The organism is Corynebacterium sp. AOP40-4SA-5 (genome assembly GCF_052377355.1).
GTDB lineage: Bacteria > Actinomycetota > Actinomycetes > Mycobacteriales > Mycobacteriaceae > Corynebacterium.
The window spans coordinates 1-24,749 of the sequence record NZ_JBQSWS010000012.1; the positions used below are offsets into that span (position 1 = coordinate 1).

18 protein-coding genes are annotated in these 24,749 nt (G+C 66.9%); 13 read left to right on the plus strand and 5 right to left on the minus strand.

The features are described from left to right. Positions 1 to 956: 956 nt before the first annotated feature. Entirely contained in the window at positions 957 to 2,807 is a 1,851-nt protein-coding gene (gene lepA, locus ACT3S3_RS08725) for a translation elongation factor 4 (RefSeq protein WP_444615092.1), read from the minus strand. Positions 2,808 to 2,978: 171 nt separating this feature from the next. On the opposite strand from lepA, the gene ACT3S3_RS08730 reads away from it, so the two are divergent. Beyond that, positions 2,979 to 3,947, plus strand: a complete 969-nt coding sequence (locus tag ACT3S3_RS08730) for a MerR family transcriptional regulator (RefSeq protein ID WP_441579172.1) — start codon at positions 2,979 to 2,981, stop codon at positions 3,945 to 3,947. 27 nt (positions 3,948 to 3,974) lie between these two features. Here ACT3S3_RS08730 and ACT3S3_RS08735 read toward each other — a convergent pair whose 3' ends face one another. Then, positions 3,975 to 4,418, minus strand: coding sequence for a hypothetical protein (locus ACT3S3_RS08735; RefSeq protein WP_441582102.1), 444 nt, complete (start codon positions 4,416 to 4,418; stop codon positions 3,975 to 3,977). 224 nt (positions 4,419 to 4,642) lie between these two features. Here ACT3S3_RS08735 and ACT3S3_RS08740 point away from each other — a divergent pair, with 224 nt between their 5' ends. From ACT3S3_RS08740 to rpsT, 5 genes are all read left to right on the plus strand, one after another. Continuing rightward, the gene (locus tag ACT3S3_RS08740) at positions 4,643 to 5,176 is read left to right on the plus strand and encodes a type II toxin-antitoxin system PemK/MazF family toxin (RefSeq protein WP_441579170.1); all 534 of its coding nucleotides are present in this window, start codon (positions 4,643 to 4,645) and stop codon (positions 5,174 to 5,176) included. Then, entirely contained in the window at positions 5,176 to 5,844 is a 669-nt protein-coding gene (locus ACT3S3_RS08745; protein WP_301442057.1) for an alpha-ketoglutarate-dependent dioxygenase AlkB family protein, read from the plus strand. The genes ACT3S3_RS08740 and ACT3S3_RS08745 overlap by 1 nt, the downstream gene beginning before the upstream one ends. Before the next feature lie 4 nt (positions 5,845 to 5,848). Then, positions 5,849 to 6,457, plus strand: coding sequence for a DNA-3-methyladenine glycosylase I (locus ACT3S3_RS08750; RefSeq protein ID WP_441579169.1), 609 nt, complete (start codon positions 5,849 to 5,851; stop codon positions 6,455 to 6,457). Positions 6,458 to 6,515: 58 nt separating this feature from the next. After that, positions 6,516 to 7,523, plus strand: coding sequence for a hypothetical protein (locus ACT3S3_RS08755; RefSeq protein WP_301442055.1), 1,008 nt, complete (start codon positions 6,516 to 6,518; stop codon positions 7,521 to 7,523). Between the two features lie 216 nt (positions 7,524 to 7,739). Continuing rightward, entirely contained in the window at positions 7,740 to 8,006 is a 267-nt protein-coding gene (rpsT, locus tag ACT3S3_RS08760; protein ID WP_301442054.1) for a 30S ribosomal protein S20, read from the plus strand. An 88-nt stretch (positions 8,007 to 8,094) separates the two neighbouring features. On the opposite strand, the gene ACT3S3_RS08765 is transcribed toward rpsT, so the two are convergent. Then, on the minus strand, positions 8,095 to 9,150 hold the full coding sequence (locus ACT3S3_RS08765; RefSeq protein ID WP_301442053.1) for a GIY-YIG nuclease family protein: 1,056 nt from the start codon (positions 9,148 to 9,150) through the stop codon (positions 8,095 to 8,097). A gap of 142 nt (positions 9,151 to 9,292) precedes the next feature. On the opposite strand from ACT3S3_RS08765, the gene ACT3S3_RS08770 reads away from it, so the two are divergent. From ACT3S3_RS08770 to ACT3S3_RS08785, 4 genes are all read left to right on the plus strand, one after another. Continuing rightward, positions 9,293 to 11,455, plus strand: coding sequence for a hypothetical protein (locus ACT3S3_RS08770; protein WP_301524849.1), 2,163 nt, complete (start codon positions 9,293 to 9,295; stop codon positions 11,453 to 11,455). Between the two features lie 86 nt (positions 11,456 to 11,541). Further along, positions 11,542 to 14,316, plus strand: coding sequence for a PD-(D/E)XK nuclease family protein (locus tag ACT3S3_RS08775; protein ID WP_301442051.1), 2,775 nt, complete (start codon positions 11,542 to 11,544; stop codon positions 14,314 to 14,316). Further along, positions 14,313 to 17,552, plus strand: coding sequence for a UvrD-helicase domain-containing protein (locus ACT3S3_RS08780; protein ID WP_301442050.1), 3,240 nt, complete (start codon positions 14,313 to 14,315; stop codon positions 17,550 to 17,552). The genes ACT3S3_RS08775 and ACT3S3_RS08780 overlap by 4 nt, the downstream gene beginning before the upstream one ends. 37 nt (positions 17,553 to 17,589) lie before the next feature. Continuing rightward, positions 17,590 to 18,780 carry an acyl-CoA dehydrogenase family protein gene (locus tag ACT3S3_RS08785; RefSeq protein ID WP_301442049.1) on the plus strand — a complete coding sequence of 397 codons (1,191 nt, stop codon included), beginning with the start codon at positions 17,590 to 17,592 and terminating at the stop codon, positions 18,778 to 18,780. On the opposite strand, the gene ACT3S3_RS08790 is transcribed toward ACT3S3_RS08785, so the two are convergent. Further along, complete coding sequence (locus tag ACT3S3_RS08790) at positions 18,746 to 20,281, minus strand: NCS1 family nucleobase:cation symporter-1 (protein ID WP_301442048.1); 1,536 nt, start codon at positions 20,279 to 20,281, stop codon at positions 18,746 to 18,748. The genes ACT3S3_RS08785 and ACT3S3_RS08790 overlap by 35 nt on opposite strands. A gap of 107 nt (positions 20,282 to 20,388) precedes the next feature. On the opposite strand from ACT3S3_RS08790, the gene ACT3S3_RS08795 reads away from it, so the two are divergent. From ACT3S3_RS08795 to ACT3S3_RS08805, 3 genes are read left to right on the plus strand one after another with little or no spacing between them, the layout of a single operon-like run. Beyond that, positions 20,389 to 20,649 carry a hypothetical protein gene (locus tag ACT3S3_RS08795; protein WP_301442047.1) on the plus strand — a complete coding sequence of 87 codons (261 nt, stop codon included), beginning with the start codon at positions 20,389 to 20,391 and terminating at the stop codon, positions 20,647 to 20,649. Positions 20,650 to 20,687: 38 nt separating this feature from the next. Then, a complete protein-coding gene (locus tag ACT3S3_RS08800) occupies positions 20,688 to 21,719 on the plus strand; it encodes an alpha/beta hydrolase family protein (protein WP_301442046.1) in 1,032 nt (343 codons plus the stop codon). A gap of 41 nt (positions 21,720 to 21,760) precedes the next feature. Next, complete coding sequence (locus ACT3S3_RS08805) at positions 21,761 to 22,873, plus strand: alpha/beta hydrolase family protein (protein ID WP_441579168.1); 1,113 nt, start codon at positions 21,761 to 21,763, stop codon at positions 22,871 to 22,873. A 48-nt stretch (positions 22,874 to 22,921) separates the two neighbouring features. Here the strand turns inward: ACT3S3_RS08805 and ACT3S3_RS08810 are convergent, their stop codons facing one another. Further along, the gene (locus ACT3S3_RS08810) at positions 22,922 to 24,742 is read right to left on the minus strand and encodes an NAD(P)/FAD-dependent oxidoreductase (RefSeq protein WP_301442044.1); all 1,821 of its coding nucleotides are present in this window, start codon (positions 24,740 to 24,742) and stop codon (positions 22,922 to 22,924) included. Between the last annotated feature and the right edge of the window lie 7 nt (positions 24,743 to 24,749).

A 24,749-nucleotide genomic window follows, 5' to 3' on the forward strand; every position in this document is an offset into this window, starting at 1 on the left:
TTCCGCTCGGATGATGGCTTCGCAACTCTCATCTTGTACCGGCAAGGGCCTCTGTATGTTGTGCCACACCGCAGCAGCCCCGCCCTCATCTATTCACTCCGTATCGCGAAGAGCCACTAATTCGATGAAACTTAGGAACAGTGGCTAATTATACAGCTGAGGACGCTGACCTCATTTCATTCACCCACCAAAGGGAAATCCGCTTCGCCTCAGGATATTATCCTAACCGCACCAGACACGGGAGATTTTACGATACTTAAATACGTCCATGTCAGACCGAGAATTATACTGACTGCCTTGAGGATGAGAATGTGAAGATCTCGAATTTCTATAAACTCGAGAGGGCGGGATGCTGATACCGCTTTCCAGTTTAAATCAATGAAAGCGTCAAAAGGTAGATACATAGAAGAGAAGATACTGAAGAGAAATCCGAAGATCGCGGCTGGACAAAATCGCGTGACAGCACTGCGACCTTGAGCAACTATTGTTTGCCTTTCCGATTCGCAGAGGGCGTATATACCCCCCATCCCATCATCTTTGCGATTCACCAGAACGGCCCTCATCGACAGGCATTCCAGAAAAGAAACCGCGATATACGGGAGCGGGATTAGGAGATTTATTATTACAGAAAGAGAAGTAGTAGTCACACCCCAGTCGACCAAAGAACTGCTGACAAATATCATCGCAGCCGGACCAAATAGAACTAAACCAAATTTCGTAGATTTTTGGGTAATGTTAAAAAATAATGTACTGCGCTCTGAATATGTATATAAAGGGCCCTTGCGCGAGCTGATGAACCGCCTCTCACTCAGGCCCATCCACACACTCTTGTCTGAACGTACGCAAAACTTCAATATCCCCCGCGGACGATTCACTACATATGACTCGCCGATCGATTCTTTGATATTATTCAGATCCCTCTCCATTCCGAGATGGAAACTACCCTCGAAGCCTCGTCATCCTTCGTCAGTACTCAGCGCAGCAACAAACGCTTCTTGTGGGACCGAGACTGACCCGATGGACTTCATGCGCTTCTTGCCTTCCTTCTGCTTCTCCAGCAGCTTCTTCTTGCGGGAGATGTCACCACCGTAGCATTTGGAAAGCACATCTTTACGCAGAGCGCGGATATTCTCACGCGCGATCACCTTCGAGCCGATCGCCGCCTGCACGGGCACCTCGAACTGCTGGCGCGGGATGAGCTCCTTCAGTTTCTTCGTCATCTTGTTGCCGTAGTGCAGCGAGTGGTCCCGGTGCACGATCGCGCTGAACGCATCCACCGGCTCCCCCTGCAGCAGGATGTCAACCTTCACGAGATCAGCTTCCTGCTCGCCATTCTCCTCGTAGTTCAGCGACGCATAGCCCTTCGTCCTGGACTTCAGCATGTCGAAGAAGTCAAACACGATCTCGCCCAGCGGCATACGGTAGCGCAGCTCCACACGGTCCGTCGACAGGAAGTCCATGTTCTTCATCTGTCCGCGCTTGGACTGGCACAGCTCCATCGTCCCGCCCAGGAACTCCTCCGGCACGATCACGGTGAGGTCCACCATGGGTTCCCAGATCTCCTTGAGCTTGCCTTCCGGCCAGTCAGACGGGTTCTGGACGTGCATCTCCGTGCCGTCCTCTCCCACCACCCGGTAGACCACCGACGGCGCCGTAGAGATCAGGTCCAGGTCGAACTCGCGCTCCAGGCGGTCACGCGTGATCTCCATGTGCAGCAGTCCCAGGAAGCCACAGCGGAAACCGAATCCCAGTGCAGTGGAGGTCTCCGGCTCGAAGGTCAGGGAGGCATCGTTCAGCTGCAGCTTCTCGATCGCCTCACGCAGCTCCGGGTACTGGTTCGCAGAGATCGGGAACAGACCCGAGTAGACCATCGGCGTCGGCTCGCGGTAACCCGTCAGCGGCTCCGTTGCCCCGTTTACGGCCCAGGTGACCGTGTCACCCACCTTCGACTGGCGGACGTCCTTCGCGCCGGTGATGATGTAGCCCACCTCGCCCACACCGAGGCCCTTGGCCTTCTCCGGCTTCGGGGAGATGATGCCGACCTCCTGCGCCTCGTGTGAGGCACCGGTGGACATCATCTGGATCTTCTGGCGCGGCTCCAGCGTCCCGTCCATCATGCGGATGTAGGTGACCACGCCGCGGAAGATGTCGTAGACGGAGTCGAAGATCAACGCGCGTGCCGGTGCGTCCTGATCGCCCTCCGGGGCCGGCACAAGTTCACAGACCTTGTCGATCATGTCCGGGATGCCCTCACCGGTCTTCGCCGAGATCCGCATAACCTCCTCCGGCTCACAGCCGATGATGTTGGCGATCTCCAACGCGTACTTGTCCGGGTCCGCGGCCGGCAGGTCGATCTTGTTCAGGACCGGGATGATCTCCAGGTCCTTCTCCATCGCCAGGTACAGGTTCGCCAGCGTCTGCGCCTCGATGCCCTGGGCGGCGTCCACCAGCAGGATCGCGCCCTCACACGCCTCCAGTGCGCGGGAGACCTCGTAGGTGAAGTCCACGTGACCGGGAGTGTCGATGAGGTGGAGCACCAGCTCCTCATCCTTGTGCGCGCAGGTCTTCGGCACCCACGGCAGACGCACGTTCTGCGCCTTGATCGTGATGCCCCGCTCGCGCTCGATGTCCATGTTGTCCAGGTACTGGTCGCGCATGTCGCGGTCCTCGATGACACCGGACATCTGCAGGATGCGGTCGGCCAGCGTGGACTTGCCGTGGTCGATGTGCGCGATGATGCAGAAGTTCCGGATCCGCGAGGGGTCAGTGAACGTCTCGCGGGCGTAGTTCTTCTGCTTGGGGGCCATGGGTGTCGTCCTCCTGGTGGTTTGATGCCGAACGTGTCGAGCCTACCTTGTCCGGCCCCTGGCTCTGGTGCTGTGATGCCTACGGACCGTGCACCGACGGAGTGCTCGCCGCCGCAGCGGCTTGACCTTACCCTCGGGGTCAACGTCTAGCGTTGGTTCCGGAGGTACCTGATGAGAATCACCGAACTCGCCCGGCTCACCGGCGTCACGGTCAAGGCGGTGCGCTACTACGAGCGCATCGGCCTTCTGAGCCCCACACGCCTCAGCAACGGCTACCGGGACTATGACGACCACGACGTCCGGATCGTCATCGAGATCCGCGAACTCAGCGAGTTCGGCATCGCCCCGAGCAAGGCAGCACCGTTCATCGACTGTCTGGACCTCGGTCACGCCAGCGGCGACGAATGCGTGTCCTCACTCGCGGTCTACCGGGACACCATCGCCGAGCTCGATCGCACCATCGCCTCCCTCACCACCCGTCGGCACAAGCTTCAACGCCGGCTGGACACCAGCGCCGCTGGTACGGAAACTGCATCGCCTCCAGCACCTACCGAAGGAACCACCATGACAGACTTCACCTCACTCCCCCAGGATCTTCCTGTACCTGAGGACGACGGCGCAGCCACACACCTCCCCGGTACCGCCATGCCGTCCGTCCTCCTACCGACGAGCGGCGACCGCCATGTCGATCTCGCAGATCTCGGCACCGGGAGGACCGTGATCTACCTCTACCCACTGACCGGACGACCTGGCGAAGATCTTCCCGATGGCTGGGACAACATCCCCGGGGCCCACGGGTGCTCCACCGAAGCGTGTAGCTTCCGCGACCACTTCTCATCGCTACAGGATCTCGGCGTCAACCAGGTCTTTGGTCTCTCCAGCCAGACTCCCGGCTACCAGGACGAGGTCGTATCGCGCCTGGCGCTGCCGTTCGAGATGCTGTCTGATCAGTCCATGTCGCTCGCGGACGAACTACGGTTGCCGACGTTCACCGCACCCGGGCACACGCGCCTCTACTCCCGGCTCACCCTCATCGTCCGCGACGCCGTGATCGAGTACGTCTTCTACCCGATCTTCCCGCCGAACACGCACGCAGAGCAGGTACTGGACTGGCTGCGGAACAACCCGGTCAACGAATAGGAGCGGCCGGCTCTCCGGAGTGCGGGGCTACTCGACCAGAGTCCAGGTCCCGCAGTCTGTGGAGCTGAAAGCGACGTCCGTGGGGGCAATTGTCACGACAGACTGACTCTCCGTCAGCTCGTTGGCGATGATGTCGTCGATTTCCCCGCTGTGCCCCGAGAGTCGCTCCCAGTAGCACATGTTGCTGCTGTCGCTGTTCCTGTAGGTTCCCGGCTGGATGTCGCTCCCGACCAGCTGGGGCCCCGAACCGAAGGTCCCTGCGGATCCGCTCGTGCTCGCCGCAGGCTCTTCCGCAGCGCTTTCCGCTGTCCGGGTCGGCTCTGGCTCGGCCTCGGTGGTTTCCGTGACGGTCGTCGTACGCTCCACTGTCTCCGTGACGGTAGACGTCACAGTGGACGTCACAGCTTCCTCTGCCTCAGACTCACCGCCGCAGGCTGCGATAGACATACAGGTCAGGGCAACGATCGGCACTATAGTTAGTTTTCTCCAAGTAATTTTATGATCATATATCGCACTTCATTGAAACACAGCATCCTGCCAGGCTCATGACCGAGCCCACGACGCCCTGGGCGCAGCCTGGATGCGACTCGTACCGCACGGACCGAACCCACCGCCAACCCCACGCCGAAACCCCTCCCACCTGGCTGTTCGACTGCCCTGCTTCCACGTCCGTCCCCCACGCTAGAGTGGTTCCCATGAGTTCCGCCCGGAATCCCCTGCGCCGCGTCATCGAGCGCTACTTCCACCACAGCGGCCACCTGGACGCGGGCCTGGCCGAGCTGCACGCCAACCTCGGCCTCGACCAGTCGTCCCACACCGAGACCGCGGTGCGCGCCGTCACGGTCACCACACCCACCCAGGACCACGCCCGCCCCGTGATCTACGCCCCCGACATGGACGGACAGGCCGACCCCGGCGAGGTCGTCTGGTACCACGTGCTGCCCAACCGGGAATCCACCCCGGAACTGCGCGCCTGCGTGGTCGTGGGCCGCAACCGCCACACCCTGCTGGGCATGCTGATCAGCTCCAACCCCGAGCACGCCGAGGACGACAACTGGGTGTCCATCGGCGCCGGCCTGTGGGACCCGCGCGGCAACGAGTGCTGGGCCCGGGCCGACCGCACCATCGAGATCCCCGAGGCCTCCATCCAGCGCCGCGGCGTCTCCATGCCCGAACGCCGCTACGAGCGCCTGGCCAACGCCCTGCGCCGCAGCTACGGATGGTCGTGATGACTGACCAACCCACCCTGTTCGACCTGCACGCCCCCGCCTCCGACCTGCCGGACGGCGCCCACCACCGCTCCGCCTGGCTGGACATCGCCCAGCAGCGCTGGATCGTCGCCCAGTACGCCGCGTGGGCCAAGGGCCCCGTCCCGCCGCACTCCCCGCGCATCCACGGCAACCCGATGAGCGTGTCCATGCTCTGCCTCGGCTGGCACTGGACGCCCGGGCACTACACCCGCCGTGCGGTCGACGTGAACAACGCCCCCGTCCTGCCCGTGCCGGACTGGCTGGTGGAACTCGGACGGCGCGCCGTCGTGGAGACGACGGGGGACGCCGCGCTCGCGGCGTCCTACACTCCGGACGTCGCCCTGGTGAACCACTATCACGACGCGGCGAAGATGGGCATGCACCGCGACGCCGACGAGCGCTCCGACGGGCCGGTGGTGTCGCTGTCCATCGGCGACACCTGCCGCTTCCGCTTCGGCAACGCCGAGACCCGCAACCGCCCCTACACCGACCTGTGGCTGGCGTCCGGCGACCTGTTCGTCTTCGGTGGGCCCGCGCGTCAGAACTATCACGGCGTGACCAAGGTGTACCCCAACACCGGGCCCTATGACCTGGAGATCCACGGCCGGCTGAACATCACGCTGCGTCAGACCGGGCTGAAGGGGTAGAAGAATGGAACCGGTGCGTCCGGCGTGGGCCGAGGCGTCCGACCTGCTGCGCGACTACTACGACACCGAGTGGGGCGTGCCCGTCACCGACGAACGCGGCCTGTTCGAACGCATCAGCCTGGAGGCCTTCCAGTCCGGGCTGAGCTGGGCGACGATCCTGGCCAAACGCCCCGCCTTCCGCGCCGCCTTCGCCGGCTTCGACCCGGACACCGTCGCCGACTTCGGCGAGGACCGGGTCGAGGAACTGCTGCAGGACGCCGCGATCGTGCGCAACGCCCGCAAGATCCGGGCCACGGTCACCAACGCGCGGGCCACCGTCGCCCTGCGCGGACGCCACGGGCCCGGCACCGGACTGGCAGAGTTCGTATGGTCCTTCCGTCCTGCGCGCACCCCGGTGCCGCAGCGCGCCGAGGATGTGCCGACGACCTCGCCGAAGTCCGTGGCGCTGTCGAAGGCGTTGAAGAAGGAGGGCTTCGTGTTCGTGGGGCCCACCACCATGTTCGCACTGATGGAGGCCGTGGGCATCGTGGACACCCACCTGGTGGGCACGCACCGCCGCGGGTGTTCGGGACTGTGGAACGAACACGGCGAAAAGGCCGGAGATCCCTGGTAGCCACGTGTCCTATCGTCTGCAAAACAGAAAGGCAGGCGAACACACGATGACATCCGGCATGACACCCTTCGAGGCCCTCGAGATCGAGCTGTGGAGCCTGCGCAACGCGCGTGAACGCCACGCCACCGTGCCCGTGCTGCTGGACTTCGCCGTGCGCCAACGCGACCTGCCACTGGCCGACGCCATCGAGGCGACGATGCAGATCTTCCGCCGCTACCGCTCGCGCTACCGGCACAACGCCACCGACACCGCGCGCACCGCCCGTCTCGTCCCGGAAATCGAGGCCTACTCCAACGGCTACCGAGCCGCCGACGGTGCCGCGCGGGTCTCCCTGTCGGAGACCTACGTGCTGGACATCGACCTCATCGCCGACATCGAGGACTCCGGCTACCGGCAGGGCGGGACCACCCCCCTGGATACCGCGGAGGTGTGGCCCACGCTGCTGGAGAAGCTGCGCGGCATCGGCATGGTCGTGGAGATGCAGGACGATCCCGTGCAGGTCGAACGCACCGGCCCCTTCACCCTCAACGTGCACACCGCCCTGCCGGGCTCCGTCCCGCCGGTGGAGCTGGACACCGCCTCCGCCTGGTACGTGCTGCGCCTGGCCCGGGAGTTGGGCGGGCCGGGGGCGCCGGAGTCCCTGGCGGTGGTCGCCGAGGTGCTGGGGCACATCTTCCTGGCCCATGCCCCGCAGGTGTGGTCGGATCCGCGGACCTGGTCGGACAGTGCGATGCCGTGGCCGCCGGACATGCCGACCACGAGCCACTGGTGGCTGCCGTCGCGTCTGGTGGACCCGGACCTGATGACCAGCCGGCACTTCACCGAGGTCCAGGCGCAGGAGGCGATGACCGCCGGCATGGTGGCCATCGCCCGGGCCGGACTGATCCCCTACCTGCCGGACTCCGGCCTGCTGGGCTCGGTGGACCGGCTGCCGAAGGAGTTCCGGTGGCGCGCGGTGATGGACGCCGCCGCGGAGATCGAGGCCCTGTTGACCGGGGCGATGCCGCAGCGCATGGTGTACCCGCCGGCGGACGACCGGCGTACCCGCGACCTGAACGAGCCGTGAGGTGCGTGAGCTGAACGGACTGGAATGATGGTTGCCGCTGATTTCGGCGGTCCGCGGTGAACTGGTAGTGTTCGTCAGGTTGACCCGCGACCACTCGCGGCGTGTGCACCGCAACCGGCAGGACCTTGGGCTGGTTGTCAGAGACCGTGTGCACGGCTCACCCGGGTGGAAGTGGCGAACGATCACCGATTCACCGTTCAGAAAGAGGTAAGCCCCATGGCTAACATCAAGCAGCAGAAGAAGCGCGTCCTCACCAACGAGGCCGCCCGCCAGCGCAACCAGGCCGTCCGCTCCCGCCTGCGTACCGAGACCCGCAAGTTCGAGTCCGCGATCGCCGCCGGCGACAAGGAAGCCGCCACCGCACAGCTGCGCGCCACCAGCCGCCTGTACGACAAGGCCGCCACCAAGGGCGTCATCCACAAGAACAACGCCGCGAACAAGAAGTCCGGCCTGGCTGCCCAGCTGAACAAGCTCGAGGGCTAGTCAGCGCTTTTCGCGCACGCCGTCAACCCCGCTCCCGGTTCACACCGGAGGCGGGGTTTTCTGCTGTGCTGGTGCGGCTCTGCCGGGGTCAGTCCTCGAAACTGACGTAGCAGATACCGGACTGTCGGTTTACGAAGATCGACCAGTCCTTCTCCCCCTGCACCAGAGCCTTACCGAGCCAGGGATCCTCGGACTCGTCGTATGACCTGCCCAGGGGAAAGCCCACCTTGCCGGCGTCGTTGTCGCCGTATGGGTACCAGAGCCACGGCTCCTCGGTGTCGTCGACTTCCCAGATGTAGCGGATGACAGTCTCCTTGGCCCGCGGATCCTTGATGGCCAGGGCGAGCTGCAGTCGTCCCTCGTCGGCGATCTCCTTGAGAACCACGGCGTTCTCGGGCTTGGCAGTCCAGTAGTGCCGGGCACGTTCGCGGGCCTCCTCGTCGCTCCAGGGCCAGCGAGGATCCCAGCCTCGACGCGGGGTCTCGCCCTTCTCGCCGACGTATGCCGTCTGGAACCCGGTCTCGCCAAGTCCCTCGACAAGCTCGTCCTCCCTGAAGGATTTGTCGTCGTTGCTGCCCTTCACGACCACGCAGACGCAATCTTCCGCGCGCGGACCACCGGGAGCGAAGTCCGCCAACTCGGCCGAGTTCAACCGTTCCACGTGCTCCTTCTCCGCAGCGTAGAAGCGTCGAACCTCACCGGCCGGCATGAGAACCTCGGCCTCATGGTGGCCGGACACCATGTTGGTCAGCTCATTGCCGTAGGTCTTCATCATCTTGATGACCAGCGCCTCGGTGCGCAGGGCCTCTGCCTCCGAAAGCCCCCATTCGACCAGGTAGGCATGGCGTTCGATGTCGAGTTCGTCCCCACCGGTCTCGTAGAGTTCGCTGATCGCCTCCTTCTTCCGGCTCAGCACCACGTCCGGATCGTCCTGCTTCCGTCGCAGGTCCGCCAGCGTCTCCTTGAAGTGCGCTTTCCACCGGTTACCCTTCCCCTTGCCCACGTAGAAGATGTTCCGCAGGTCGAACCCCTCCTCCACCGGACGCCGTGACAACGCGTAGACGTAGTAGTCGCCCTTCCCTCCGACGCTGACCTCGACGTCCTTACCCTGGTCTTTACCTTGATATTCAGTACTCTTTGCCATGGTTACGCACAGTATCCTTTTCTGATCATCTTCGTACCTACTTCCGGGGAGTACTCCTCATTCGCCCGGCAATCGCGGTCCGGGCATGAGAACGTTAGTCAGATACAACATCCGAAGAAATGAGGGAACAGGGAGAATGGTGATGGTGGAATCCGGCACGGCGGAGTCGAAACCCGCACGGAGCTCAGGGAAGACCAACGATTACGACCAGGACTTCCTGCGTCACGGAATGCGACTCGGGCTCGACGACTCCTACGACGTCGCCGAGCTGCCTGACTGGAGAGCCGCTGTTTTCAGCATCGCTCTGCCCTTCCCCGCACGCGGCCTCCCGCCGGCACTCACCGCCGACAGGTTCATCGACCTCGGTCCGTCCTGGATCCCCGGCCGGTTCCGGGGAATCCAGACGATCACGACCCCCATCGAGATCGACGGCCGATTCGTCCCACCGGACTACAATCGCGACGGCGACACCTCCTACGACCACAATCCGCGGACGTTCCACCAGTCCGCCAGCGCCAGGTTCAAAGGCCCGCTCGGCCAGACCGTCGGCAGCTCCGCCGTCGACGAGGGAATCCCTTCCAAGGGCGCGGTCTCCAGGAACGTGGGGGCGGTCGTCTCCGGCGGAGATCACGCCGCCCCCACCGATGATGTTCGTTGCCACCGTTTCATGTTCGACGCGGACACCTACAAGGCTTCTTCGCCCGGTACGCACCTCCGCGAGGACGGACAGCCTGCACACCCGACCTCGAAGTACCGGATCCTCGATGCAGACACGGATGGGTCCTGTCGTGCCGCGGATCCGTCGGTGAGTCTGGTCTGCGCCGAATTCCTGCAGTACAGGGGCATGGTCACCCACCGCTTCCACGAGGAACTCCGTTCGTCGGAAGCCGGTGAACTCGCCCACGACTTCCTGGTCCTCCACGTCGTGGCGGAAAACTGCGATGGTCCGACACTCGAGAGAATCTCACAGTCGCTCCACCGCTCACGGAATGTCGTCGATATCGAAGACTGGGACGGCAACACCGAGTGCGGCTCCGACAATCTCCGGGCACCGTGGAGGAGCAAGAAGCGGAACCATCCTGGTGTCCGGTTGCTGCCCTTCTTCGTCGAGCAGGCGCTCACTGCCCTCAATGAGGGCCTACCTTTCCCATCCCTGGAAGCTGACGAAAACCGCACGTTCTCCGCCACCGTCCACAAAGGTGGGTGGCTGAACGGCGGATACAGGAACTCCGACGTGCTCACGCCGATCACCACCCTGCCCGGTGAAGACAAGGAGATCCCGGTCTGGCGCGGGATGGGCAGCAACCAGCCTCTGCGCACCGTGTGCGCCATTCCCGGCCACAGCGACCATCCGCAACCGCGACTATTCGGTGACATCGCCGAGGACGAGGAGTGGGCGTGGAGGGAACTCGACATGTGGGCCTGGGAACTCGGTTCCGGCGCCGACGACTTCGCCGAAGGCATCCCGCGGTACTCCGGTGATGTCGAGGGCACCCCGGACCGCAGTCGCTACGAGTACTGGACCATGCTTCCGACGGCGAGTGGAACCTGCATCGTCCGAAACGCCTTGGCGTCCCGCCAGGACTGCCGGCCGTGGATGCTGTCCAGTACCCGGTTCGTCGACCTTGCGATCCTGGTCCACCGTTCCACCTCGATGCTGTCCAATGTCAGCGAGCGGCTGCGCGCGATCAAGTTCTCCACCGCGTCCTCGGGACGCCCGAGCACGCCGTGCTCCGCTCCGGATGATGAGGCTCACGCACTCACCTCCGACCTCAACACCTTCCAACTGATCCAGTCCGACTTCGTACGCTTCCGCGACCGCCTGTGGTTCGACGCCGTCCCCGACCGCGAGTTCGAGACGGAGTTCATGACGTCGCTGCGCGAGGCCACCGGAGCCGGCCGGCGCTACGCCGACGTCAAGGACGAACTCGAGCTGCGGCAGGCGGTCTACACGACCCAGTTCAACTCGCGTCAGATCGAGCTCGACCGCGAGATCCGCAACCAGGCGGAACGCGAAGCACAGCAGCGTGAGGCGGACGTGCGCCGCGAGGAGAAGCAACGCCGTGAGGACGACGCCGAACGGCAGACGGAGCGGCAGAACGCCGAAGATCTGCGAGCAAGGAATGAGAGCACTCAGAACCGCGCCTTCGGCGTCCTGGCCATCGTCTTCGCCGTGCCAGGACTCGTCCAGCTACTGCCATCCAGTAGCTCAACCGTGCCTTTCTGGCTGACCACCGTCTTCATCATCATCTTCGTCGCTGCCTCCTGGATCTTCATCAAGTCCAGGCAGAAGAAGGACTCCTGACCTCCTCTTATCCGCACCCAGAATTTCATGTCCGTCCCACCGGCTAGCATGTCGGAGACACCTGAATCGCGTTAAGGAACCACTGCATGCACATCACCTTCGGCTGGGGCTTCGACGGCGCCCGCTGGGTCGACGCCGCCGCCACCACCGGCGGCCTCGGCTCCGTGACGACCGGCCCCGCACAGCTCACCGACATCCTCGCCACCCGCCTGGCACTCTCCGCCCCGGAGAGCGACCAGCCGATGCGCATCGCCGCCTACCGCGCGGTGCTCACCCGGGTGCTCGCCGGTGCCGACCTGAAGAGCTGGCCGGTGGCGAGCTTCCACGCCGACCCGTGGACGGTGGCGCGTGAGCTGCTGGGCTGGCGCGATGAACTGGTGCGTGCCGGTTGGGACGGTGCAGCAGACCCCAGCGCACCCCGGCGTCTGTGCGTGCTCGCCGCCGTGGAGAAGACCCTCACCGAGGAACCGGGCTGGGCCCCGGGGACGGCTGACCTGCTGCGCGACGTCGATCGGGCGTTGGGCGACCTGGTGGCGTCCGCCAGCTCCTGGCCCTTGGGTATCGAGCAGGTCGACGTCGACGGTGAGCTCGCCGACCTGCCGCCGGTGTGGCGGCGCATCCTGGGCAACCTGGACGCACTCGGTGTGGAGGTCACCGAACTGCCGGCACCTGAACCACTGGACGAACTCACCGTGGTCACCGCGGACACGGTGTGGGACGCCTCCCCCGTCGCCGCGCGGCTGCTGAAGGATCTCGCCGACTCCTCCACGCGCCACACTGTCGTCGCCGGGAACTCCACGGACCTGCTGGACCGCGAACGTGTGCGCACCGGGCAGGCCCCGCTGGGGGTCGCGGCGCGGGAGGCGTCGTCCTATGCGCAGGTGATCCCGCTGTTCCTGCGGGCGATGACCACCCCGCACGACATCCACGCCCTGGTCGACCTGCTGAACACCAGCATCACCGTGGACGGCACCACCTCCTCCCTTGTCCCCGGCGCGCTGCGCTCCCGGCTCGTCGGCGCGCTCAACCAGCAACCCGGAGTCGGTGGGCCTGCTTGGGACACAGCCGTCACCGAGGCCCTGGCCGCCGTGGAGGACAAGCCGACCGCGGTGGAGAAGATCACCGACTTCGACGAGCTGATTCGGCGGCGTCCGCTCGTCACTGATGACGCCGGCTACGACACCGCCGAGGTGTCGGCCCACCTGGAGTGGCTGCAGCGTCAGTTCACCTCCCAGGGCCGCGGGCAGTCGGTCTCCTCCGACGTCGGCGGGCGCATCGCCCCCTTGCGCGAGCTGCTCGAACAACTCGGCGAGCGGGTGTCCGCCAGAGAACTCGACCAGGTCATCACGGAGTTCACCGCCACCGGTGGACTGAGCATGAACGCCCGCGCCGACGAGGTCGCCGACGTGGTCACCGACCCCGCACACCTGGGCACCGGCAGTGCCCCGGTGGTGTGGTGGCTGCCGGTGGACACCTCCGCCACGCCCCGGGCACGTGTGCGCCCCGCCGAACTGGAGTGGCTGACTGCGGCCGGTGTGATCCTGCCCGACCCGGAGGCCGAGGCCCGGCTGGCCCTGGACTCCCAGCTGCGCGCCCTGCGCCGACGTCACTCGGTCACCGCGTTGACCGTGGCCTCGATCAACGGGGAGGCCGCCTCGCAGCACCCGGCGCTGACCTTCCTCATCGACGACCTGCACCGTCAGGGCCGTGAGCCCGCCACCCGTGCCGCGGAGCTCCCCGAGGCCCACCGCACGGTGCCCGAACCTGTCACCATCGACGTGCCCGACCCGATCTCCCGGGCCGTCGCCGCCGGTGAGCACCTGCTGCCCACCCGGATCAGCTTCTCGCAGTGGGAGAAGCTGCTGGTCCACCCGTTGGAGTGGCTGCTGGAGCGCCGCCTGGGCATCCGTGCCGGTGGGCTGGCCACGATCCCCAGCGGCAACCAGATGGTGGGCACATGGCTGCACACGGTGGTGGAGAACATCGTCAACCGGCATCTCGACGACAACGCCGGCGAACCCGTCACGATCCTCGCCAGCCGCGACGAGATCGCCGCCGAGCTACGCCGCCTGCTGCCCTGGTACGCCGCCGAACTGCAGATGCCCGGGCGCAGCCGGGAGCTCGGCACCACCCTCGCCCTGGCCGAGCAGTCCATCGCCGGGTTGTTCACCACCCTCGCCGAGGCCGGCGTGGCCATCCGAGCGGTCGAGGCGTCCTTCACCACCGCGCTGGCCGGCAGCCACGGACCGGACGGCACCGAGCTCGAACTCGGTGGGCTGCGCGACATGGACGTGGTCATGGCCGACGGCACGCCCGGGGTCATCGACCTGAAGTACACCTTCGCGCGCAAGAAGTACCGCGACGCGGTGCAGGACGGTACCGCCCTGCAGCTCGCCGTCTACGCCGCCTCGGTCGCGTCCGAGAACACCGCGTCTCCGGACGAGACGCCGCAGCGCCTCGCCGAGATCCCCGTCGCCTACTTCAACCTGCGCGACAACCGCCTCGACACCACCGACGAGCGCTTCGGCGCGGAGGAGACGCTCACCGTCGAACCGTCCGACACCGGCGCGGCCGACACCGACGAACTCTGGGACCGGGCGGTCACCGGGCTCAACCACATCCTCGACGACCTCTCCGCCGGGCGCGTCACCGACCTCGGCAACCTCGTGAACCGTGAGGACTGGCAGGCGTTCGAGAAGCCGAAGAAGAACACCACCCCGGTCTCCCCCTTCGACGAGGACGCCACCGGGGCCTACGAGCGCGAACTTGCCGCGGCCCGCACAACTGGCTTCTTCCCCGAGAAGAACGCCAAGTACACCGACTACCCGCTGATCACCGGCGCCACGGGGGACTTCTCATGACAACCTGGACCATCATCAAGGCCTCCGCGGGCTCCGGCAAGACCTACCGGCTGACCGAACTGCTCACCGAACGGCTGCGCCGCGTCGACGCCGACGGCACCCACCCCTACCGTCCCTCGCAGATCATCGCCACGACCTTCACGCGTGCCGCGGCGGCAGAGCTCAAGGAACGCATCCGCACCACCCTCGTCGACGACGGCCTGCTCGAGCAGGCCGCAGCCCTGCCGACGTCGCTGATCGGCACGGTGAACTCCGTGACCGGCCGGGTGCTCACCGACTTCGCCATGGACGCCGGACGCTCCCCCGAGCTCTCCGTACTCACCGAGCAGTCCCAGCGCGACGCCTTCCGTCTGGCCACCGACCGCATCATCGCCGACGCCGAGACCGACCACCGTGACCTGCTGGCGCGCACCGGCTACGACGACGACTCCGACGGCAGCTACTTCAGCTCCGGGGTGAACTGGGCGAAGACCGTGCACACCGTCACCGAGCAGGCCCGCGCCAACGACATCCCCGCCGACAAGCTCGCCGGCTTCGCCGAGTCCAGCATCGCCGAACTGCACGCCGCGCTCGACGGTGCCGGTGCACCGGACAGCGACGCCGCAGCCACACCGGTCGACACCCGCGCCCTGCTCGCCGGCGCCGCCCAGCGCATCCCCGACCAGCTGCGCGCCGACATCGAGTCCGGGCTGATCGCCAAACGCTCCGCCACCAGCCTGCAGTCCCGATTCGCCGACCTGGACCGCTTCGCCCGGCGCGTGCGCCGTGAGCGCGCCAGCATCCCCTGGAAGGACTGGCTTCGCACCGCCGAGGGCAAGGTCCTTGGCGTCGACGCGCCCACCAAACCGATCAAGGAGGCCTACGGCGAGGTGATCTCCGCCGAGGACATCGCCGCCGACCCTGCACTACGCGCCGACCTGGACGCACTGATCCGGCTGGTCTTCGACACCGCGGCATCCTGTCTGGACGCCTACGCCGAGTACAAGAACGCCCTCGGGCTCATCGACTTCACCGACCAGGAACAGCTCACCCTGCGGCTGCTGCGCGGCGAGGGTGTGCCCCAGGCGACCACCACCGCGGTGCGTGAGACCCTGGCCGCGCGCTACCGCATCCTCGTCGTCGACGAGTTCCAGGACACCAGTCCCCTGCAGCTCGCCCTGTTCACCGAGCTCGCCGCCCTCGTCGAGGAGGTCATCTGGGTCGGTGACCCGAAGCAGTCCATCTACGGCTTCCGCGGCTCCGACCCCGCACTGATGGACGCCGCGGTGGGCACCATCACCGACCCGGCCGGGCTGGCCGGGACCTCGGAGACCCTGTCGCACTCCTGGCGCACCCACGCCGAACCCCTGGGCCTGTCGAACCGGCTGTTCAGCCACCTCTTCCCCGAGCAGAACGTGACCATCACCGTGCCCGAGCACCTGGCGGAGGAACGCTCCGGCGGGGCGGCCGTGCTGTGGGCCCCGGTGGAGAAGTCCCGCAAGAACAAGGACACCTGGTTCGCCCGCATCGCCACCGGGCTCTCCTCCCTGGAACGTTCCGAGGGCGTGCCGGCGAAGGGCCGGGCGGTGCTGGTGCGCAACAACACCCACGCCGCGGAGCTGCGCACCGAACTGCGCCGACGCGGCATCCCCTGCACCGGTGGCGGCACACCGTTGTCGCAGACCCGCGAGGGCCAGCTCGTCGGCGCCGCCCTGGCCTGGCTGCTGGACGACCGCGACACCCAGGCCCTCATCGAGCTGGTCACCTTCCTCGACGAGCACCCCGCCCACCGCGACTGGTTCGCCACGCTGACCTCCCTGGCCACCCGCGAGGAACGCTGGGAGACCCTCGCCACCTGGTCGCAGGACGACACCCTGGAGCCGTTGCGCCGGTTGCGTCCCACCCTGTCGGAGGTGCCCGTCGCCGACGTCGTCAGTGCGGTGATCGACGCACTCGACCTGCGCCGACGCATCGCCATCTGGTCGGAGCCGACCGAGCGCACCGGCGCGGTGCTCGGCGTGCTGCGCGCGGTGGAGGACTACACCGGTGAGGCGGAGTCCGCCGGCCAGCCGTCCACCCCCGCGGGCTTCCTGGAGCACCTGCTCTCGGAAGACGCGGTCTCCACCCCCACCGCCGACCCGGGCGCAGTGTTCGTGGACACCATCCACCAATCCAAGGGCCTGGAGTGGGACACCGTGGTCGTGGCGCTGCCGGACATGCGCGACCGCTTCACCCCCTCCGGCGTGTGGGTGCAGCCCACCACCTCGCTGACGATGGAGTTGCCGCTGGCCGGACGCGAACTGCGGTTCTGGCCGGCGACCATCACCGCGGTCAGCACGGTCAAGGAACTGCTCACCGACACCGACGCCCAGGCCGTCCGCCGACGCTCCGACATGATCGAGGAGCAGCGCGTCCTCTACGTCGCCATGACCCGCTCGCGCACACGCACGGTGCTCGCCCCGTACTCCGCCGTGGGTAGGTGGAAGGCGCTGGCCGAGGCCGACCTGCAGGAGGAGCAGCTCGCCGGGCTGCTGGACTGCCCCGTCCGCGAGATCGAGGCCTCCGCGGCCGACACCGGTGAGCAGACCGTCTCCCCTGAGGCGGCCCCGACGCCGCGTGCGGCGATGCTGGACGCCCACCGGCAGGACGCCCCGACGCCGCTCGACCTGCTGCCGGCGACGTTCGCCCCCAGCGGCGTGGAGGCCACCGACGCCGTGGCGTCCGGCGCCACCGTCACCGAGGTCGCCGACCTCGGCCCCGCACTGGTCACCGGCGGTGGAAAGGACTGGAACAAGGTCGGCGACTGCATCCACGCCTACCTCGCCGCCCCGCTGACCCACCTCAGCGAGGAGCAGAAGCTCAGCACCGCCACCCGGCTGGTGGGCAGCTGGGGTGTCGGCGACCGGGTGGACGCCGACCGGGTCGTCGAGGCCGGCGAGCGGTGGACCCGGTGGCTGGCCTCGACGTACCCGGGTGCGTCCAGCGCCACCGAGGTCCCCTTCGCCTGGTCGAACCCCGACCACCAGCGCGCCCAGGGCTGGCTGGACGAACTGCTCACGCTGGACGACGGGCGTCGGGTGATCGTCGACCACAAGACCTATCCTGGAGGGGATCCGGTCGGGCACGTGGTTTCCACCTACCTCGGCCAGATGCACACCTACCACCACGCGCTCACCGACATCGACGGCCAGCCACCGGCCGCGATCCTCATCCACCTGCCGCTGCTCGGCACGGTGCTGGACGTGTCCCTGACATGAGCCGGCCATGAGCACCTGAACGGAAAGAACACCACCGATGACCACCGGACCCACCTCACCACTCGACCTCATCTCCGCCGACTCCCTGCTCAGCGACGACGAACGGCTCCTGCGCGACACCGTCGCCGAGTTCGCCGGACGTGAACTCGCACCGCAGGTGGGCACCTGGTTCGAGGACGGCACCCTGCCCGTCGACGAGCTCGCACCGAAACTCGGCGAACTCGGGGTGCTGGGCATGCACCTGGACGGCTACGGCTGCGCCGGGGCCAGTGCCACCGAGTACGGACTGGCCTGCATGGAGATCGAGGCCGTGGACTCCGGGCTGCGCTCGCTGGTCTCGGTGCAGGGTTCGTTGGCGATGTTCGCCATCCACCACTGGGGTTCGGAGGAGCAGAAGGAGCACTACCTGCCCGGCATGGCCGCCGGCACCACTGTGGGGTGCTTCGGGCTGACCGAACCGGATGCGGGTTCCGACCCTGCCAATATGCGCACCCACGCCACCCGCGACACCGCCACCGGCGACTGGATCCTCAACGGCACGAAGATGTGGATCACCAACGCCCCGGTCGCCGACGTCGCCGTCGTCTGGGCGCGCACCGAGGGCGGCTACTCCGGCTTCATCATCGACGCCGACACCGAAGGCTTCAGCGCTCCGGAGATCCCCCGCAAACTCTCCCTGCGCGCCTCGGTCACCGGGGAGATCGTGCTGGACGACTGCCGGGTGCCCGAGGAACGCCGCCTGCCCGGCGTCCAGTCGCTGCGCGGACCGCTGACCTGTCTGAACGAGGCGCGCTTCGGCATCATCTTCGGTGCGCTCGGTGCTGCGCACGATGCCCTGGCCACCACCCTGGACTACGTGTCCACCCGACAGGTGTTCGACAGTCCGCTGAGTTCCTTCCAGCTCACCCAGGCGAAGCTGGCGGACATGGCCGTGGAGCTCGACAAGTCCTTCCTGCTGGCCCTGCACCTGGGCCGACTCAAGGACGCCGGGGAGCTGAAGCCCCACCAGGTCAGCGTGGGCAAGCTGAACTCCACCCGCGTCGCCCTGGAGATCACCCGGCAGTGCCGCACGCTGCTCGGGGCGTCCGGCGTGACGTTGGAGTACTCCCCCCTGCGCCACGCCAACAACCTGGAGTCGGTGCTGACCTACGAGGGCACCGCCGAGATGCACCAGCTCAGCATCGGTCAGGCACTCACCGGGCAGCAGGCGTTCCGGAACCGCGGGTAGTGCGGGTCGGGTCGCCGAGCATCACGAGGTAGTAGAGCAGCCCGCCGAGGGCGGCGCCGATGAGCCAGGCGAAGCCGGACAGGTCCTCCAGCGCGGACCACCAGACCGTGGCCACCGCGAACACCGCGGCCAGGGCGACGGCCACCAGCCCCTTGATGTTCCAGCCCTTGCGGTAGAAGTACGGGCCGTTCGGGTCCAGGCTGAAGGTGTCGGTGAGATCGACCTGCTTGCGCCGGATCACGTAGTAGTCCACGACGAGCACCCCGTACAGCGGTGCGAGGATCGCGCCGAGGGTGTCCACGAAGGTGGGCAGTCCGATGTCCTCGATCACCGCGACCCACAGGCCGCCGATGATGAAGCCGAGCACGGCGGTGATGATCCCGCCCATCCGGAAGCTGATCTTCGACGGTGCCAGGTTGGCCATGTCGTAGGCCGGCGGGATGAAGTTCGCCACCAGGTTCACACCCACCGTGGCCACCAGGAACGTCGCCGCGGCGATGATCGACAGGATCACCGAGTCCGCCTGGCCGATGATGTCGGAGGGGTTGTCCATCGGGGTGCCCTGGCCGTCCTGGAAGACCACGTAGGCACCGGCGGTGATGAACAGGGCGAGGAAGGTGAAGAAGGCCAGCGACAACGGCAGGCCGGTGAAGTTGCCCAGCCGCATGGACTTCTCCGACTTGGAGAACCGGGAGAAGTCACCGAAGTTGATGATCACCGCGGAGAAGTAGGCCACCATCGTGCCCACCACGCCGGCGAACGCCGAGACGGTCCCCCAGCCGGTGACCCCGTCGCTGTTGAAGATCGAGCCCACGGCCGGCAGCATCTCGGAACCGGCGCGCACCCAGATCACGATCAGCAGCACCACCATCACCGCGTACACCGCGGGTCCGGCGAAGTTGAGGAACTTGGTGATCGCGTCGATACCCCGGCTGAACAGGGCGACCTGCAGGATCGCCACGATCACGTAGGAGATCCAGGACACCGCGTTCATCCCCAGGAACTCCCCGGACTGCGGCGAGTCGAATATGGCGTTGATCGCCAACGCCACCGCGGTGGAGGCGAAGTAGGTCTGCGCGCCGTACCAGAAGATCGCCACCACGCCGCGGACCAGGGCGGGGAACCTGGCGCCGAGCACGCCCATCGACATGCGTGCCATCACCGCGTAGGGCACACCGAGTTTCACGCTGGGTGCACCGGAGAGGTTGACCAGCCAGTTGACGATCACCCCGGCCAGCACGATCGCGGCGAAGACGTACCAGCCGCTGATGCCGGCGCCGATGAAGAGGGAGGCGGCCAGGGTGTAGCCGGCGAGGGACTGGACGTCGTTGGTCCAGACGTTGAAGATCTCGAAGGCACCCCACTTGCGGTACTTGCGCGGGATGGGCGCGAGGTCGGCGTTGAAGAGCGCGGGGTCCGCGTTCGCGACGGTGATGTCCACCGTGTCACTGGTCACCGGGCTGGCGCCGGCAGCACCGGCACCATCGTGGTTGTCTGTCATGGGTGGGTCACCGAATCTGTCTCATGGAATCGTCTGCATCGTTACAGTCGAAGAGTAGTTGTTATAGGTCTTCGACGGGACCGATAAAACGAATCGGGAGTAAGAATTTGGATATCGGGAAAGTCATCCCCGCACCCGGCGCCGCCCGAAACGCCGCCTCATTCATCGTCGACACCTTCGCCGACGTCAGTGCCGTCGACTGCTTCAGCGAACCGCGGTTCGCACAGCTCAGGACGCTCGCCGCGCAGCACTCGTGGACGGAGATCGCCGCGGAGTACCGCAAGGTCACCGGCGTGGACGTGAAGACCAGCGTCTTCGCCGCGGAGATCGTCAAACGACTCCACGACGCAGGGAAACTGATCCGGTAAACTCCGGAGGTCACTGACCACCACGAGAGGCGTTTGCGGTGACACGACAGCAACGGCGCAGCCAGCGCGCCGTCGCGACGGCCGTGCTCGGCCTGCTCGGCACCATCGCCGGGGCGTCCTGCCTGACCGCCTGTGGCACCGACGGTGGCGTCTCCGCCGAGGCCCCTCCCGCCGTCGGCACGGGCGGGGGAAGTGGGCTGGACGTGGTCGCCGAGGTGCCGCAGGACGAGGTGGCCGAGGGTTTCGTGGAGCGGATCGTCTACCCCGTGCGCGACGGCGTCCCCGACCCGGAGGAGAACTGGGCGGACCTGTACCTGCCCGACACCGACGACGCTGAAGCGACGGACACAGAGGCCACGGATGTCACCGAGGATTCCGTCCCCCTGGTCGTCTACCTGCAGGGCAGCGGCTGGAACGGTGGGGCGCACGGTTCGCGCCACATCGCCTCGGACCTGGCCGCGCGCGGGATGGCGGTGCTCAACGTGGAGTACCGCGGCGTCAGCGAGGGCGGCGGTTGGCCCGGGACGTTCACCGACGTGGCAGACGCCCTGGACCACGTCCCCGCCATCGACGAGAACTACCCGCAGCTCGACACGGAGGACGCCACCGTCGTCGGGCACAGCGCCGGTGGTCAGCTCGCCGCCTGGGCCGCCTCACGCTCCCGCCTGAGCGAGGACGAGGTCGGCGCGGACCCGGCGTTCTCCCCCACCCGGGTGGTGTCGTTGGCCGGGCCCCTGGACCTGGTGTGGGCGGCGGAGAACGGCGACGACAACATCGTCGAGGCGATGGAGGCCACGCCCGATGAACTGCCGAACGCCTACGACTCCATCGACCCGATCCGCAACATCAACCCGCAGGTGCAGGTCGTCGCCGTGCACGGCACCGACGACGACCTCGTCCCGCAGGAGAACTCGGAGCACTACGTCGACGCGGTCACCGACGTCGGCGGACGCGCCGAGCTCGTCCTGTTCGACGGGGCCGACCATCTGTCGTTCCTGCAGTCCTCGTCGCGCCACTATCCGCGTCTGCTCGACATCATCGCCGAGACCGCGGGCGCCGGGGCACAGTAAGCTCAGGACCGACACCCTGACCTTCGAGGAGTGATTCCGCCGTGTCCCTACCCCTTCCCCGCAATTGCCGTGCCGGACGTGCCTCGTCCGTCGTTTCCGTCCTCGACGTCGCCGCGCTGGGCGGCGCCCTGACGTCGTGCAGCACCGACTCCGGTGACGACGGTGCGTCCTCCACCGGCGCCGCGAGCACCACCGCGAGCACAACGACGTCGGACGCTGCGGACGCGTCGGACGCAACGGCCCCGACCGTGGCCACCGACGTGCCGTCCGACGAGATTGCCGAGGGCTTCGTCGAACGTTTCCTCTACCCGGTGCGCGACGGCGACCCTGACCCCACGCAGAACTGGGCGGACTTCTACCTGCCCGGCGGCGCCGACGGAGCGCAGGACGGGACGCAGGAGGAGGACTCCGTCCCGCTGGTGGTGTTCATCCACGGTGGAGCGTGGCACGGCGGGGCGCCGGGCTCGCGCCACATCGCCGCGGACCTGGCGTCGCGCGGGATGGCGGTGCTCAACGTGGAGTACCGCGACGTCAGCGAGGGTGGCGGCTGGCCGCAGACCTTCACCGACGTGGCCGACGCCCTGGACTTCGTCCCCACCATCGACGAGAACTACCCGCAGATCACCATCGACGACGAGACGGTGGTGGGCCACAGCGCCGGCGCGCAGCTCGCCGCCTGGGCGGGCACGCGCGGCGACCTGGAGACCGGGCAGCTCGGCGCGGACCCGAAGTTCACCCCCAACCGCGTGGTCTCCCTGTCCGGCCCGCTGGACCTGGTGTGGTCCGCCGAGCACGGCGACGAGAACATCGTGGAGGCGATGAAGGGCACGCCCGCCGAGATGCCGGAGCGTTACGACAGCATCGACCCGATCCAGAACATCAACCGGCACATCCCCGTCGCCGCCGTGCACGGCACGGACGACGGCCTGGTGTCCCCGCAGAACTCCGAGCGTTACGTGGAGGCGGTGAGCCGTGACGGCGGCAACGCGAAGCTGATCATGCTCAAGGGCGAGGACCACACGTCCTTCCTGAAGAACACCTCGGCGCACTACGAGCGGGTGCTCGACATCATCCACCGGGTCTCCACGACACCGCGCGACGAGCTGAACTCGCACCTCGACGGCTCCACGGAGCTCGCCGAGGCGCCGCGGTAGCGCTCGCCGCGCGGGCGCCGGCGCGTCCCCCGCGCCAGCGCCGCACACTCAGGACGTGTGGTGCACCGGTGCGAGCTTGTACACGGGGGTGTCCAGCCCCTCGTGGCGGGCGGCGAGCTGCAGCGCCAGGTAACGCGAGTAGTGGCGTCCCTGGTGCAGGTTGCCGCCCATGAACCACAGGTTGTCCTGCTGGGTGGGCTTCCACATGTTGCGCAGCTCGCCCTCCCACGGGCCGGGGTCCTTGGCGGTGTCGGAGCCCAGGCCCCAGCACTTGCCGACCTTGTCGGCGACCTCCGGGCTGATCAGCATCTCGGCCCAGCCGTTCATCGACCCGTAGCCGGTGGCCAGCACGACCACGTCGGCCTGCAGCTCGGTGCCGTCGGTGAGCACCACGCCGTCGGCGGTGTAGCGCTCGATGCCGACCCCGGAGTGCAGCTCGATCGACCCGTCGGCGACGAGTTCGGAGGCGCCGACGTTGATGTAGTAGCCCGAGCCGCGGCGCAGGTACTTCAGGAACAGGCCGGACTCGTCCTCACCGAAGTCGAGCATGAAGCCGGCGTCCTCCAGGCCCTTGTAGAACTCGGCGTCCTCCTCACGCACGGCGTCGAAGGCCTGCTTCTGCCCGGCGGGCAGCAGCTTGTAGGGCATCGACGCGAAGAGCATGTCGGCGGTGTCGGTGTCGATGCCGGACTCCACGGCCTCCTCGGAGAACAGCGGGGAGGTGACGTGTTTGATGAAGGCGTCGGAGTTGACGATGTGGGTGGAGGAGCGCTGGATCATCACCGGGTGCGCGCCGTTGTCGTACAGGTCCTTGCAGATGTCGTGCGCGGAGTTGTTCGCACCCAGCACCACCACACGCCGGCCCTTGTCCGCCTCGCCGCCGGGGTGCTCCGAGGAGTGGCGGATCTCCCCGCGGAACTCCTCCTCCCCCGGCAGGGACGGCTTGTTCGCCACACCCGACATGCCGGTGGCCAGCACCAGCTGGGTCGGGTTGAGGACGACCTGCTCGCCGTCGCGGGAGACCACGACCTCCCAGGTGCCGGACGCCTCGTCGTAGGACGCCCGCTCACAGGTGGTCTTCGCCCAGTAGTCCAGGTCCATGATGCCGGTGTAGTGCTCCAGCCAGTCGCCCATCTTGTCCTTCGGTGTGAACACCGGCCAGGTCGACGGGAACGGCAGGTAGGGCAGGTGGTCGTACCAGACCGGGTCGTGCAGGCACAGGGAGTGGTAGCGCCCGCGCCACTGGTCGCCGGGACGCTCGGACTTCTCCACCACCAGCGTGGGCACACCCTGGTGCTTGAGCCGGGCGGCCAGGGCGATGCCGCCCTGCCCGCCGCCGACGATCAGCACGTAGGGCTGGTCCTCGTAGCCGAGTCGCTCCTGCCGGCGGGCGCGCTTGTCGGCCCAGTTGAGCTTGTGCGCGTCCGGGCCGTGCTCCACGCCTTTGGGACGGTTGGTCCCCTTGGGCTCGGGGCGGGCGAGGAGTTCGCGCGCGGAGGTCAGCAACGTCCAGATCTTGCCGTCACGCAGCCGCACGATCGCCCGGGCCTTGAACACCGGGGTGGTGAAGGTGACGGTGCCGCGGGTGACGCCGTCGCCCTCGTCGGTGGCGTCCTCGACGACGAGGTCCGTGGCACCGACGCGGTCGTTGTTCTCCCGCACCAGGTCGGCGATGGAGTCGGCCCCCTCGGCGGTGTGCAGGTTCCAGGTGAAGACCACGAAGTCTCGCCAGAAGCCGTCGGGTTCGAACATCCCGGAGACCGCCTCTGCGGCGGCGTCGGGGTCGGAGGTGTTCAGGGCGTCTGCGAAGGTGGTGAGCCAGGTCTGGACCTGCTGGTCGAGATCTGCGGCGGTGGATGTGGCGGTCATGAACCGT